We start from the raw sequence: 13,964 nt of genomic DNA on the forward strand, positions 1-13,964 counted from the left end.
TCTCTTCCTCTCTTTATAATTTATATCGCACCAGATATCCTTCAAAGTGCGACCGCGCAGCAGTTATATCAGGCCTGTCATGCCCTTACAACACCCGTTGTTCAGGACATGCCTCACCAGCAGTCTAAAGTAGCGATACAAAAAAAAGCTGGCAAGTGACAATTCACCAGCCAGCTCTGATTTTATTGACCGAATATGCGTCAGGTCACTATTTTGCAGTTACAACCTGCATTCCGTAGGGTTCGTTTTGCAATGCAAGAGCCAAAACTTCCTCGATGCGCTTCACCGGATGGATATCCAGATCGGCGATAACATTGTCAGGAATCTCTTCCAGATCACGTTTATTTTCATCCGGAATCAGAACAGTTTTAATTCCACCACGGTGTGCCGCGAGCAGTTTTTCTTTCAAACCACCGATTGGCAGAACCTGACCACGCAGCGTAATTTCACCGGTCATCGCCACATCTGCACGAACAGGGTTACCTGTCAGGCAAGATACCAGCGCAGTACACATCGCAATACCCGCACTTGGGCCATCTTTCGGTGTTGCACCTTCCGGTACGTGAACGTGGATGTCGCGTTTTTCGTAGAAATCAGCATTAATGCCCAATTTCTCTGCACGCGCACGCACCACGGTCAACGCAGCCTGGATAGATTCCTGCATAACTTCACCCAAAGAACCGGTGTAAGTTAATTTGCCTTTGCCCGGCACACATGCGGTTTCAATGGTCAGTAAATCACCACCTACTTCGGTCCACGCAAGGCCTGTTACCTGCCCTACACGGTTTTCGCTCTCTGCACGGCCATAGTCAAAGCGCTGCACGCCAAGGAAATCTTTCAGGTTATCGCCGTTGATGGTGATGTGCTTGAGCGTTTTATCCAGCAGCAGCTGTTTAACCGCTTTACGGCATAGTTTGGAGATTTCACGTTCCAGACTACGCACACCCGCTTCACGGGTGTAATAACGGATAATGCCGCTAATGGCGCTGTCTTCAACCGTCAGCTCACCTTTCTTCAATGCGTTACGTTCGATTTGCTTGGTCAACAGATGCTGTTTAGCAATGTTCAGTTTTTCGTCTTCGGTGTAACCGGACAGACGAATCACTTCCATACGATCCAGCAGCGGTGCCGGAATGTTCATGGAGTTTGACGTTGCTACAAACATCACGTCGCTCAGATCGTAATCTACTTCCAGATAGTGGTCGTTGAACGCCACGTTCTGTTCTGGATCAAGAACTTCCAGAAGTGCAGATGCCGGATCGCCACGCATGTCTGAGGACATTTTATCGATTTCATCCAACAGGAATAATGGGTTTTTAACGCCCACTTTAGCCATTTTCTGAATCAATTTGCCCGGCATGGAACCGATGTAAGTACGACGATGCCCACGAATTTCAGCTTCGTCACGTACGCCACCCAAAGCCATGCGCACATATTTACGCCCGGTCGCACGAGCGATGGACTGACCCAGTGAGGTTTTACCTACACCTGGAGGCCCAACCAGGCACAAGATTGGCCCTTTGAGCTTGTTAACGCGGCTCTGGACTGCGAGGTATTCCAGGATACGATCTTTCACACGCTCAAGGCCGTAATGATCGGTATCGAGGACTTCCTGCGCCTGACGCAGATCTTTTTTCACTTTGCTGCGCGCATTCCACGGTACCTGCACCATCCAATCGATATAACCACGAACTACGGTTGCTTCCGCAGACATTGGCGACATCATTTTCAGTTTTTGCAGTTCCGCTTCGGTTTTTTCACGCGCCTCTTTCGGCATTTTAGCCGCGTCGATTTTGCGTTTTAGCGCTTCATTTTCGTCAGGAGCGTCGTCCATTTCGCCGAGTTCTTTCTGAATCGCTTTCATTTGCTCATTCAGATAGTACTCACGCTGGCTCTTTTCCATCTGCTTTTTAACACGGTTGCGAATACGTTTCTCAACCTGCAGCAGATCGATTTCTGACTCCATCATGGCCATCAGATATTCAAGACGTTCGTTAATATCAGACATCTCAAGAACGGACTGTTTGTCAGTCAGTTTCAATGGCATGTGGGCCGCGATGGTGTCTGCCAGACGCGCAGGATCGTCAATGCTGTTCAACGATGTCAGCACTTCTGGCGGGATTTTTTTGTTCAGTTTGATATAGCCTTCAAACTGCCCAATTGCGGTGCGTACCAACACTTCCTGTTCGCGCTCTTCGATAGCTGGCGAATTCAGGTACTCAGCCTGGGCTGAGAAATGGTCACCGTTGTCAGAAAGCGTGGTAATACGCGCACGCTGTAACCCTTCAACCAGCACTTTTACCGTGCCGTCTGGCAGTTTCAGCATTTGCAGGATGGATGCCACGGTCCCCACTGAGAACAGGTCATTGATACCTGGCTCATCTGTCGAGGCTTCTTTCTGCGCCACCAGCATGATTTTTTTATCATGATCCATGGCCGCTTCCAGGCAACGAATGGATTTTTCTCGCCCGACAAACAGTGGAATTACCATGTGCGGATAAACCACCACATCGCGCAACGGCAATACGGGGATTTCAATGCGTTCAGAACGCTCAGGATTCATAGAGCTCTCTCTTAGTTAAGGTCCGCCTGGTGATGGGGCGATGCCTCAGTCTATATTCTAAATCATTCAAATTGCAGCAAGGCGACCAGACCACGAATCTCCAGTAGCATAGTTGACTATGTGACTGGAGCGAGTGGGTGCAGTCAACGCACCTGCGGTTTGAAGGATGACGAATATCATGACATCACCAACAAGTAAGTCAGTATATGGGGATGTTTCCAGAGCATTCAATGCCAGGAATGAAGGAAAAGCAAAAGGGGGATATAAATCCCCCTTTTTATACTAACTGACTGGTTATTTTGGCGAATTATTCACCGGATGCTTGTTGTGCTTCCGGCTTACCATAAATTAATAATGGTTTGCTTTGACCGTCGATGACGGACTCGTCAATCACCACTTTCTCGACATCTTCCATAGAAGGAAGGTCGTACATGGTATCCAGCAATGCGCCTTCTACGATGGAACGCAGACCACGAGCACCCGTTTTACGTGCCATTGCTTTCTTAGCAATCGCATCCAGTGCTTCGTCGCGGAATTCCAGATCCACGCCTTCCAGATTGAACAACGCCTGGTACTGCTTGGTCAGGGCGTTTTTCGGCTCTTTCAGGATTTGAATCAGCGCTTCTTCGCTCAGTTCGGTCAGCGTAGCAACCACTGGCAGACGGCCGATAAACTCAGGGATCAGACCAAACTTGATCAAATCTTCTGGCTCAACCTGGCCTAACAACTGGCCTTCGGTCGCCTTCTGAGATTTACCTTTTACGGTCGCACCAAAGCCAATGCCTGAACCGGTTTCAACGCGGTTAGCAATAACTTTATCCAGCCCTGCAAATGCACCGCCACAGATAAACAGAATCTTAGAGGTATCAACCTGCAAGAATTCTTGTTGTGGATGCTTACGGCCACCCTGTGGTGGAACCGCCGCAACAGTACCTTCGATAAGTTTCAGCAACGCCTGCTGCACACCTTCACCAGACACATCACGGGTGATGGACGGGTTATCAGATTTGCGGGAGATTTTGTCGATCTCATCGATATACACGATACCGCGCTGTGCTTTCTGCACATCGTAATCGCACTTCTGTAGCAGTTTCTGGATGATGTTTTCGACATCTTCACCCACGTAACCCGCTTCGGTTAACGTTGTGGCATCAGCCATGGTGAATGGAACATCCAGCAAACGCGCCAGGGTTTCAGCCAGCAGGGTTTTCCCGCTACCGGTCGGCCCGATGAGCAAAATGTTACTTTTGCCCAGTTCGATACCGTTGGTGCTGTCGCCGTTACGCAGACGTTTGTAATGGTTATAAACCGCAACCGCCAGGACTTTCTTAGCCTGTTCCTGACCGATGACGTAATCATCGAGATGGTGACGGATTTCATGCGGAGTCGGCAGCGCACTACGTTCGCGATGCGGCGCGACTTCTTTAATCTCTTCGCGAATAATGTCGTTACATAAATCGACACACTCATCGCAGATATACACTGACGGCCCGGCAATCAGTTTACGCACTTCATGCTGGCTTTTGCCGCAAAAAGAGCAGTACAGTAATTTGCCTGAACCGTCTTTGCGCTTATCTGTCATCGGTAAAACCTCTTTTCTGTTTCTTTGCACCGTACTGGACGGCACAAGTGCCATTCTACGGCGCAGCCAATCGTAAGCGCGCTATGAGCCGCTACTTCAACTATAGTATACGGCTCACTGTTTTCGGGCGTTAGCTACGGTGAGTCAGGATTGAGTCAACTAATCCGTACTCTACCGCCTCGCTTGCCGCGAGGAAACGGTCACGCTCGGTGTCTCTTTCGATTTCTTCCAGAGACTTACCAGTATGTTGCGCCATGAGTTCGTTCATACGAGCTTTCACTTTCAGAATTTCGCGCGCATGGATTTCGATATCCGTTGCCTGGCCCTGATAGCCACCCAGCGGCTGGTGAATCATCACTCGTGAGTTCGGCAAGCAGAAACGCTTACCTTTAGCCCCAGCGGTCAGCAGGAAGGCGCCCATTGAACAGGCTTGTCCCATACAGATAGTGCTGACATCTGGTTTAATAAATTGCATCGTATCGTAGATAGACATACCAGCGGTAATGACACCACCTGGTGAGTTGATGTAGAGATAGATGTCTTTTTCTGGGTTTTCAGCTTCCAAAAACAGCATCTGCGCCACAATCAGATTAGCCATATGGTCTTCGACCTGGCCTGTCATAAAGATGACACGTTCCTTGAGCAGACGGGAATAGATATCGTATGAACGTTCGCCACGCGATGTCTGTTCAACAACCATCGGCACCAGGGCCATATGGGGTGCAAATTGATCTCTTTCGCCACTGTATGACATTTCCGTCTCCTGGAATAATTTTGCCTTCGATACCTGCTGCACTGATTCTACTTGAGGCGCCAAAAGAAGACTACGCTCCTTGCCGCCTATCACCTTATCTGGACGGATTATCAGTCAGGGATCCATGTTTGAGCCATACCCGTATTTATGGGGATGAGCTTACCCTGTTTCAAGCATAACAACCTTTTCTTGTTACGCTAACCCTGAAACTGCGTTTTATTGATGGGTTTTCAGAGAGTCACTGATAAAAAAAGCCCGCCACCAGTAGGTGACGGGCTTGATGCAGCAATATTTTGGCGATGATGCCAAAAATTATGCTTACGCTTGCTGGTTCATCAGTTCGCTAAAGGTAGTCGCTTTTTCAGACACTTTCGCTTTAGACAGTACGGCTTCAACAGCTTGTTCTTCCAGAGCAACATTACGCATGTTGTCCATCAGTTCTTTGTTTTTGCCGTAGAACTCGATAACTTCAGTCGGATCTTCGTAGGCAGAAGCCATTTCTTCGATCAGACCTTTAACGCGTTCTTCGTCAGCTTTCAGCTCATGGGTACGAATCACTTCGCCCAGCAGCAGGCCAACAACTACGCGACGTTTAGCTTGTTCTTCGAACAATTCACGTGGCAGTTCCAGCGCTTGTTTCTCGTTGCCACCAAAACGCTGTGCAGCCTGGCGACGCAGAACGTCGATTTCGCTGTCGATCAGTGCTGCTGGAACGTCGATATTGTTCGCGTCAACCAGACCGTCGATTGCTTGAGACTTGATGCGGTTACGCACAGCGCCTTTCAGCTCACGATCCATGTTTTTACGCACTTCGGTACGCAGGCCTGCAACAGAACCATCTTCAACGCCAAAGCGCTTGATGAATTCTTCAGTAAATTCTGGCAGTTCACGCTCTTCAACTTTCTTCAGAACGATGTCGAACTTAGCCGCTTTACCTTTCAGGTTTTCAGCGTGGTAATCTTCCGGGAAGGTCACTTCGATAGTGAATTCTTCGCCAGCTTTGTGACCAACCAGACCGTCTTCGAAGCCTGGGATCATACGACCCTGGCCCATTGCCAGTACGAAGTCAGATGCTTTGCCGCCTTCGAATACTTCGCCGTCAACAGAACCGGTGAAGTCGATAGTTACGCGGTCTTCTGCAGTTGCAGCAGCTTCTGAATCTTTCCAGGTCGCTTGCTGTTTACGCAGGGTGTCCAGCATTGCATCAACGTCTTCGTCAGTCACTTCAACAACCGGTTTTTCAACTTCGATTGCTTCCAGACCTTGCAGCTCAACTTCTGGGTACACTTCAAACTCAACCGCGTAGGTGAAGTCTTCGCCCAGTTTGTATTCGCCTGGAACGTAGTTCGGTGCACCAGCTGGATTGATTTTTTCTTTGATGATCGCGTCAACGAAGTTGCGGCTCATCAGTTCGCCCAACACGTCCTGGCGAACAGAAGCGCCATAGCGTTGTGCGATAACAGTCATCGGCACTTTTCCTTTACGGAAACCGTCGATACGGGCTTTCTTTGCCACGTTGACCAGCTCGCTTTTTACAGCGGTTTCGATGCTGTCTGCAGCGATAGTAATCGTGAGACGGCGGCCAAGGCCCTGAGTGGTTTCAACTGAAACTTGCATCTTGTTACCTCAAAAAATCACAGTGCTCGGTCAACTCTGGAAACGCTCAATTGCGCTTCACAGAACCGGGATGCCTTCTGAATCAGAATCACATTCCCTGTCGTCAGAATCGTCCCGAAGACATTCCGAAAAATAAGACGCAGCATTATAGCGGCATCACCAAGGTGAGTCGAGAACGGCAACACAGTGTTGCTGCGGCCCTTTTCACAGTTCTTTTGGATTTATTGCCCAAGCCTTGCGTTAACAACGGCTATTTCAGACAAAACAAAACGGCCCGCAGGCCGTTTATAAAACACGATTCATATACCGCAACATAAAGGAAAAGTTCCCTCAGTTGCAAGCCTGAAGGTTAACTTCAGGCGATTGTTCCTGCTCCACGGCAAGGTGGAGAGGCGAAAATCGTATCCTGCAACCCTTCCCATTCCTTAATGGTGTAGGTGTGCAGAGCCAACGCATGAACAGTGGTAGAGAGTTCAGCACTTAAGGTGCCGTAAATCATTCGATGGCGATTTAAAAAACGCTCGCCGGCGAAACGGTCACTCACAAGAACCACTTTGAAATGGCTCTCCGAACCCGCCGGGACATTGTGACGATAGCTTTCATCCACGACTTCCAGGAACACGGGTTCAAACGCTGCCCTTAATTTTGATTCTATTTGCTCGCGTATCATCATGAACTTTCTCCTCGACTGCGTAGAGATGCCACTCATCCCTTTAAATGTTAGCCGCTTTTTGCCGTTTTAATAACAGAATAACAACAATTATTTAGCTTTCGTCTGATTTTCTTACCCAAGCCCCTGTAGCTTAATGTGATTACGGCACTAATCGAGACCAAAATGGTCAGATTGCTTTGCAACCGCTCAGAAAAAGCGCAACGCGATGAAATTACGTGCGTTAACTGCTTCCACTGGGCATCCGCAGTGTTATGATGGCGTGATTTTTTATCTGCCTGCCCCTTGAGTACATTGAGATAGCGAACATGTTAAAAAAATTATTCTTCCCGTTGGTTGCCATTTTTATGCTGGCCAGCTGCGCAACACCACCAACCACCATTGATGTTTCTCCAACTATCAGCCTGCCACAGCAAGATCCAAGCCTGATGGGCGTAACTGTAAGTATCAATGGTGCAGATCAGCGCAAAGACCAGGCTCTGGCAAAAGTCAGCCGCGATAACCAATTAGTGACGTTGACTCCATCACGTGACCTGCGTTTCCTGCTGCAAGAAGTGCTGGAAAAACAGATGACTGCTCGTGGTTATATGGTTGGGCCAAGCAGCCCGGTTGACCTGCAAATCATCGTAAACCAATTGTATGCTGACGTGTCTCAGGGCAGCGTGCGTTACAACATCGCCACCAAAGCTGACATCATGATTATTGCGACGGCGAAAAATGGCAACAAGCTGAACAAAAACTACCGTTCTAATTACAACGTAGAAGGTGCTTTCCAGGCGACCAACAAGAATATCGCCAATGCAGTAAACTCTGTATTGACTGATACCATTGCTGATATGGCCCAGGACACCAGCGTTCATGACTTTATTAAGCAGAACGCTCGTTAATTAATACCCCACCAGCCCGTGTCATGCGGGCTGGCTGCAGAGCAAAGTATGCCCAACCATTATCTTCGTCTTTTTCAGCAGCCTAAATCAGCCATCCTGTTGATTTTAGGCTTTGCTTCTGGCCTCCCTCTCGCTCTCACCTCCGGCACACTTCAGGCATGGATGACGGTTGAGAACATCGATCTTAAAACCATTGGTTTCTTCTCGCTCGTCGGGCAAGCCTATGTGTTTAAGTTCCTGTGGTCGCCAGTGATGGACAGATATACGCCACCGCTGCTCGGTCGGCGGCGTGGTTGGTTGCTGATTACACAGATACTGCTGTTGGTTGCGATTGCCGGTATGGGTTTTCTGGAACCCGGTTCGCAATTGCGGTGGATGGCGGCACTGGCCGTTATTATTGCTTTTTGCTCTGCCTCGCAAGATATCGTCTTTGATGCCTGGAAAACCGATGTTCTCCCGGCCGAAGAACGGGGTACAGGCGCGGCAATCAGCGTGTTGGGCTACCGCCTGGCGATGTTAGTTTCTGGTGGTTTAGCGCTCTGGCTTGCCGACAGATACCTCGGCTGGCAAGGCATGTACTGGCTGATGGCGGCACTGATGTTGCCATGTATCATCGCAACTTTACTGGCCCCAGAACCGACTGACGTGATACCGGTTCCCAGAAGCCTGGAACAAGCAGTCGTCGCCCCGCTGCGTGATTTTTTTGGTCGCAACAATGCGTGGCTCATTCTGCTGCTGATTGTGATGTACAAACTTGGCGATGCATTCGCCATGAGTTTAACCACCACATTTTTGATCCGTGGTGTGGGTTTTGACGCGGGTGAAGTCGGCATGGTGAATAAATCACTGGGTCTGATTGCCACCATTATCGGTGCCTTGTACGGCGGCATTTTGATGCAGCGCCTGTCGCTGTTCCGCGCCCTGCTAATATTTGGCATTTTACAGGGGGTTTCCAACGCGGGTTATTGGCTCCTGTCGATAACCGATAAGCATATGATCAGCATGGCTTCAGCGGTCTTCTTTGAAAATCTCTGTGGCGGTATGGGCACAGCAGCATTTGTCGCGCTGCTGATGACGTTATGTAATAAATCGTTTTCTGCGACCCAATTTGCGCTGCTATCTGCACTCTCCGCCGTAGGGCGAGTTTACGTGGGGCCGATAGCCGGTTGGTTCGTTGAAGCTCAGGGCTGGCCGACGTTTTATTTATTCTCCGTTGTTGCAGCAGTGCCGGGCATCCTGCTCCTGTTGGTTTGCAGAACCACGCTGGAATACACCCAGAATAACGATAGTTTCTTACCGCGAAGCGAGTTTTCTTCAGCCTATCGCATTGCGCTAAGAGCGTTAATGCTAGGTTGTGCACTTCTGGCGGTCTGGCTTGTGGTGTTGATTACCAACGCTACGGGTCTGACTAATTGGGCGTTCAACATTCAGTTCCTGGAGTGGGGAGCGTTGTTTGCTATCGGTGGGATTGTGTTTGGCGGGTTACTTGATTACCTGGCCTTACGGAAAACAGCTTTAATGTAGAAGTCGTAGGTAAATAAAAATAATAAGTTTCGGTGTGTAACTATATTGTTCGATTAACACACAACATTGTCTGGGGTGAATTATTTCTCGTCAGCAAAACTCTTTTTTTACATTATTAGCAGGAAAATTATTTCCCCCCTGCCTTTAACCGATTCAGCTTTTGGTTAAATAAATTTGTAGATCATTTCGTTTAGCAATTGATGCTAATTTGTTAAAATTATGTTTATTAAAATGATTGGTTATACCAATTAACCTGTACTATTTGTGACAAAGCAGGTTTTCGTTATAACTCAGCCAGCCTGCGGGCTATCTCGATATTTTACAGTTTGTTGCATTCTATGTGACATTGTTGGCAGAACCCGGTAACACCCTACTGACACTACGCCATTCATGTTTACAGTAATGTAACCTTCCCGTAAAATGCCTTCACACTTTAAACGACAATTAGAGCTCCCCGGAATTGAGGTCGTTAAATGAGACTCAGGAAATACAATAAAAGTTTGGGATGGTTGGCATTAATTACAGGCACTTTTTTACTGAGTGGCTGTGATTCTGCGCTTCTGGACCCCAAAGGACAAATTGGACTGGAACAACGTTCATTGATACTGACAGCTATTGGGCTGATGTTGATAGTCGTTATACCCGCTATCGCAATGGCTATCGGTTTTGCCTGGAAGTATCGTGCTTCAAACAAAAACGCCAAATACAGCCCCAACTGGTCGCACTCGAACAAAGTTGAAGCTGTGGTCTGGACGATTCCTATCCTTATCGTCATCTTCCTCGCGGTACTAACCTGGAAAACCACGCACGCTCTTGAGCCAAGCAAACCGCTTGTTCACGATGCGAAGCCGGTGACCATCGAAGTTATCGCTATGGACTGGAAATGGTTCTTCATCTATCCAGAGCAAGGTATTGCAACGGTTAATGAAATTGCCTTCCCGGCCAACACCCCGGTGGAATTCAAAATCACTTCTAACTCGGTGATGAACTCCTTCTTTATTCCGCAACTGGGTAGCCAGATCTACGCAATGGCAGGTATGCAGACTAAATTGCACCTGATTGCAGACGAAGCAGGCACCTACGACGGTATTTCGTCTAACTACAGCGGTAAAGGTTTCTCCGGTATGAAGTTTAAGGCTATCGCCACACCGGATATGGATACCTTTAACCAATGGGTTGCTAAAGCGAAACAATCTCCAGAAGTCATGAATGACATGGCGACTTACGAGAAGCTTGCAGCACCAAGCGAATACAACAAAGTCGAATACTTCTCCGCTGTTAAACCTGATTTGTTTAAAGACGTTATTAACAAATTCATGGGACACGGGAAGAGCATGGACATGACCCAGCCAGAAGGTGAGCACGCAGCACATGAAGGTATGGAAGGCATGGACATGAGTCACGCGGAAACCTCTCACTAAGGGGCCGAGGAATAATACGATGTTCGGAAAACTTACACTGGATTCAGTCCCATACCATGAACCCATTATCATGGTTACGGTGGCAGCAATTATCGTCGGGGGACTGGCGCTAGTTGCAGCTATCACTTACTTCGGTAAGTGGGAATATTTATGGAAAGAGTGGTTCACCTCGGTTGACCACAAACGCCTCGGCATCATGTATGTGATCGTCGCTATCGTCATGCTGCTGCGTGGCTTTGCCGATGCCATCATGATGCGTAGTCAGCAAGTGCTGGCCTCCGCCGGAGAAGCAGGCTTCCTGCCACCTCATCACTACGACCAGATCTTTACCGCCCACGGCGTAATCATGATCTTCTTCGTAGCGATGCCATTTGTTATCGGCCTGATGAACGTTGTCGTGCCGTTGCAGATTGGTGCGCGTGACGTAGCCTTCCCATTCCTGAACAACCTGAGCTTCTGGTTCACCGTTGTGGGTGTGGTGCTGGTTAACCTGTCTCTTGGGGTAGGTGAATTCGCGCAAACCGGTTGGGTGGCTTATCCACCGCTATCAGGCATTGAATACAGTCCGGGGGTCGGCGTCGACTACTGGATATGGGCACTGCAACTCTCGGGTATTGGTACGACATTAACGGGTATTAACTTCTTCGTTACTATCCTTAATATGCGTACGCCTGGCATGACAATGTTCAAAATGCCGGTGTTTACCTGGGCTTCGCTGTGTACCAACGTACTGATTATCGCGGCATTCCCAATCTTCACCGTGACCGTCGCACTGTTAACCCTTGACCGCTACCTTGGCACCCATTTCTTTACCAATGATATGGGTGGCAACATGATGATGTATATCAACCTCATCTGGGCATGGGGCCATCCGGAAGTTTATATTCTGGTGCTGCCGGTGTTTGGTGTGTTCTCTGAAGTGGTTGCGACATTCTCGAAAAAACGCCTGTTCGGTTACACCTCTCTGGTGTGGGCGACCATCGCGATTACGGTACTGTCGTTCATCGTTTGGCTGCACCACTTCTTCACCATGGGCAGCGGCGCGAACGTTAACGCCTTCTTTGGTATCGCCACCATGATTATCGCCATCCCGACCGGGGTGAAGATCTTCAACTGGCTGTTCACCATGTATCAAGGCCGTATTGAGTTCAACTCCGCAATGCTGTGGACCATTGGTTTCGTCGTCACCTTCTCTATCGGTGGCATGACCGGTGTTCTGTTAGCGGTTCCGGGTGCTGACTTCGTCCTGCATAACAGTCTGTTCCTGATTGCTCACTTCCATAACGTGATTATCGGTGGTGTGGTATTCGGTTGCTTCGCAGGCCTGACTTACTGGTGGCCAAAAGCCTTTGGCTTCACGCTGAATGAAACCTGGGGCAAGCGCGCCTTCTGGTTCTGGATCATCGGTTTCTTCGTAGCATTTATGCCGTTGTACGTGCTGGGCTTCATGGGTATGACCCGTCGTCTGAGCCAGCAGATTGATCCGCAGTTCCACACTCTGCTGGTTGTTGCAGCTTGTGGTGCCGCGCTGATTGCTGTGGGCATCCTGTGCCAGCTGATTCAGTTCTACGTCTCAATTCGTGACCGTGAGCAGAACCGCGACCTGACCGGTGACCCGTGGGGTGGCCGTACGCTGGAGTGGGCAACCTCCTCCCCTCCTCCGTTCTACAACTTTGCCCACTTGCCACACGTTCATGAGCGTGATGCATTCTGGGAAATGAAAGAGAAAGGCGAAGCGTACAAACAGCCAGCGCATTATGAAGAAATTCATATGCCACGTAACAGCGCTGCGGGCATCATTATTGCCGCGTTCGCTACCGTGTTTGGTTTCGCGATGATCTGGCACATCTGGTGGCTGGCGATTGTTGGCTTTGCCGGCATCATCATCACCTGGATTGCGAAAAGCTTCGACGAAGATGTGGATTACTACGTTCCGGTTGCGGAAGTCGAAAAACTGGAAAACCAGCATTTCGATGAAATTACCAAAGCAGGGCTGAAAAATGTCAACTGAAACTCTCACTCACGCTAACGCCCACGCCGCTGAGCATGGGCATCACGATGCAGGAACCAATAAGGTCTTTGGTTTCTGGATCTACCTGATGAGCGACTGCATTCTGTTCTGTTGCTTGTTTGCTACTTATGCTGTTCTGGTGAACGGCACTGCCGGCGGCCCGGCAGGGAAAGACATTTTCGAACTGCCGTTTGTGCTGGTCGAAACTGCCCTGCTGTTGTTCAGCTCCATCACTTACGGCATGGCGATCATCGCCATGAACAAAGACAACAAGAGCCAGGTTATCTCCTGGCTGGCGCTGACTTTCCTGTTTGGTGCGGGCTTCGTCGGGATGGAAATCTATGAATTCCATCACCTGATTAAAGAAGGTTTCGGGCCGGATCGTAGCGGCTTCCTGTCAGGCTTCTTTGCCCTGGTCGGAACGCACGGTCTGCACGTGACTTCTGGTCTGGTCTGGATGGCGTTGATGATGTTCCACGTCTACCGTCGCGGCCTGACCAGCGCTAACCGTACTCGCCTGATGTGCCTGAGCTTGTTCTGGCACTTCCTGGACGTAGTATGGATCTGCGTATTCTCTGTTGTTTATCTGATGGGGGCGATGTAATGAGTCATTCAACTGAACACGCAGGCGCCCACCACGGTAGCGTTAAAACGTATCTGACCGGCTTTATCCTGTCGATAATCCTAACGGCAATCCCGTTCTGGATGGTGATGTCAGGAACAGCCTCCCATGCCGTGATTCTCGGCACGGTACTCGTTAGTGCCGTGGTACAGATTTTGGTTCACCTGGTGTGCTTCCTGCACATGAATACCTCTTCTGAAGAGCGTTGGAACCTGGTGGCCTTTGTCTTTACCGCACTGATAATAGCCATTCTGGTGGTCGGCTCTATCTGGATTATGTGGAACCTCAACCAGAACATGATGGTTCACTAAGA

Annotated in this window: 11 protein-coding genes; 6 read left to right on the forward strand and 5 right to left on the reverse strand. The window is 49.2% G+C overall.

What is annotated here, in order from left to right; genetic code table 11:
• Positions 1-208: 208 nt before the first annotated feature.
• The 5 genes from lon to bolA all read right to left on the reverse strand — a co-directional run bounded on the left by lon (position 209) and on the right by bolA (position 7,189).
• On the reverse strand, positions 209-2,563 hold the full coding sequence (gene lon, locus MNO13_RS19000; RefSeq protein ID WP_064549120.1) for an endopeptidase La: 2,355 nt from the start codon (positions 2,561-2,563) through the stop codon (positions 209-211).
• A 307-nt stretch (positions 2,564-2,870) separates the two neighbouring features.
• Positions 2,871-4,145: an ATP-dependent protease ATP-binding subunit ClpX gene (gene clpX / locus MNO13_RS19005; RefSeq protein WP_034457994.1), complete on the reverse strand. Its 1,275-nt coding sequence runs from the start codon at positions 4,143-4,145 to the stop codon at positions 2,871-2,873.
• A gap of 130 nt (positions 4,146-4,275) precedes the next feature.
• Entirely contained in the window at positions 4,276-4,899 is a 624-nt protein-coding gene (gene clpP, locus MNO13_RS19010) for an ATP-dependent Clp endopeptidase proteolytic subunit ClpP (RefSeq protein ID WP_034457992.1), read from the reverse strand.
• Positions 4,900-5,217: 318 nt separating this feature from the next.
• Positions 5,218-6,516 carry a trigger factor gene (tig, locus tag MNO13_RS19015; protein ID WP_064549134.1) on the reverse strand — a complete coding sequence of 433 codons (1,299 nt, stop codon included), beginning with the start codon at positions 6,514-6,516 and terminating at the stop codon, positions 5,218-5,220.
• A 355-nt stretch (positions 6,517-6,871) separates the two neighbouring features.
• Positions 6,872-7,189, reverse strand: a complete 318-nt coding sequence (bolA, locus tag MNO13_RS19020) for a transcriptional regulator BolA (protein WP_064549136.1) — start codon at positions 7,187-7,189, stop codon at positions 6,872-6,874.
• 305 nt (positions 7,190-7,494) lie between these two features.
• Between bolA and MNO13_RS19025 the strand changes: the two genes are divergently transcribed.
• The 6 genes from MNO13_RS19025 (at position 7,495) to MNO13_RS19050 (ending at position 13,962) form a co-directional block, all read left to right on the forward strand.
• Positions 7,495-8,073 carry a lipoprotein gene (locus MNO13_RS19025; protein WP_064549138.1) on the forward strand — a complete coding sequence of 193 codons (579 nt, stop codon included), beginning with the start codon at positions 7,495-7,497 and terminating at the stop codon, positions 8,071-8,073.
• A gap of 48 nt (positions 8,074-8,121) precedes the next feature.
• Positions 8,122-9,597: a muropeptide MFS transporter AmpG gene (gene ampG / locus MNO13_RS19030; protein ID WP_241939144.1), complete on the forward strand. Its 1,476-nt coding sequence runs from the start codon at positions 8,122-8,124 to the stop codon at positions 9,595-9,597.
• 473 nt (positions 9,598-10,070) lie between these two features.
• Positions 10,071-11,018 (forward strand): cytochrome o ubiquinol oxidase subunit II, encoded by a 948-nt coding sequence (gene cyoA, locus MNO13_RS19035; protein WP_121814217.1) that lies wholly within the window; start codon positions 10,071-10,073, stop codon positions 11,016-11,018.
• 19 nt (positions 11,019-11,037) lie between these two features.
• The gene (gene cyoB, locus MNO13_RS19040; protein WP_241939145.1) at positions 11,038-13,029 is read left to right on the forward strand and encodes a cytochrome o ubiquinol oxidase subunit I; all 1,992 of its coding nucleotides are present in this window, start codon (positions 11,038-11,040) and stop codon (positions 13,027-13,029) included.
• Positions 13,019-13,633 (forward strand): cytochrome o ubiquinol oxidase subunit III, encoded by a 615-nt coding sequence (locus MNO13_RS19045; protein WP_064549145.1) that lies wholly within the window; start codon positions 13,019-13,021, stop codon positions 13,631-13,633. The genes cyoB and MNO13_RS19045 overlap by 11 nt, the downstream gene beginning before the upstream one ends.
• A complete protein-coding gene (locus MNO13_RS19050; RefSeq protein WP_064549147.1) occupies positions 13,633-13,962 on the forward strand; it encodes a cytochrome o ubiquinol oxidase subunit IV in 330 nt (109 codons plus the stop codon). Before MNO13_RS19045 ends, MNO13_RS19050 begins: the two co-directional genes overlap by 1 nt.
• The last annotated feature ends 2 nt before the right edge of the window (positions 13,963-13,964 follow it).

This window comes from Buttiauxella ferragutiae (assembly GCF_022637515.1).
GTDB classification, from domain to species: Bacteria; Pseudomonadota; Gammaproteobacteria; order Enterobacterales; family Enterobacteriaceae; genus Buttiauxella; species Buttiauxella ferragutiae.

Excerpts from the sequence above, each read along its gene's own strand:
- MNO13_RS19050 (WP_064549147.1), top strand. The coding sequence starts at position 13,633 with ATGAGTCATTCAACTGAACACGCAGGCGCCCACCACGGTAGCGTTAAA.
- bolA (WP_064549136.1), bottom strand. The coding sequence starts at position 7,189 with ATGATGATACGCGAGCAAATAGAATCAAAATTAAGGGCAGCGTTTGAA.
- MNO13_RS19045 (WP_064549145.1), top strand. The coding sequence starts at position 13,019 with ATGTCAACTGAAACTCTCACTCACGCTAACGCCCACGCCGCTGAGCAT.
- clpX (WP_034457994.1), bottom strand. The coding sequence starts at position 4,145 with ATGACAGATAAGCGCAAAGACGGTTCAGGCAAATTACTGTACTGCTCT.
- cyoB (WP_241939145.1), top strand. The coding sequence starts at position 11,038 with ATGTTCGGAAAACTTACACTGGATTCAGTCCCATACCATGAACCCATT.
- clpP (WP_034457992.1), bottom strand. The coding sequence starts at position 4,899 with ATGTCATACAGTGGCGAAAGAGATCAATTTGCACCCCATATGGCCCTG.
- ampG (WP_241939144.1), top strand. The coding sequence starts at position 8,122 with ATGCCCAACCATTATCTTCGTCTTTTTCAGCAGCCTAAATCAGCCATC.
- MNO13_RS19025 (WP_064549138.1), top strand. The coding sequence starts at position 7,495 with ATGTTAAAAAAATTATTCTTCCCGTTGGTTGCCATTTTTATGCTGGCC.
- tig (WP_064549134.1), bottom strand. The coding sequence starts at position 6,516 with ATGCAAGTTTCAGTTGAAACCACTCAGGGCCTTGGCCGCCGTCTCACG.
- cyoA (WP_121814217.1), top strand. The coding sequence starts at position 10,071 with ATGAGACTCAGGAAATACAATAAAAGTTTGGGATGGTTGGCATTAATT.
- lon (WP_064549120.1), bottom strand. The coding sequence starts at position 2,563 with ATGAATCCTGAGCGTTCTGAACGCATTGAAATCCCCGTATTGCCGTTG.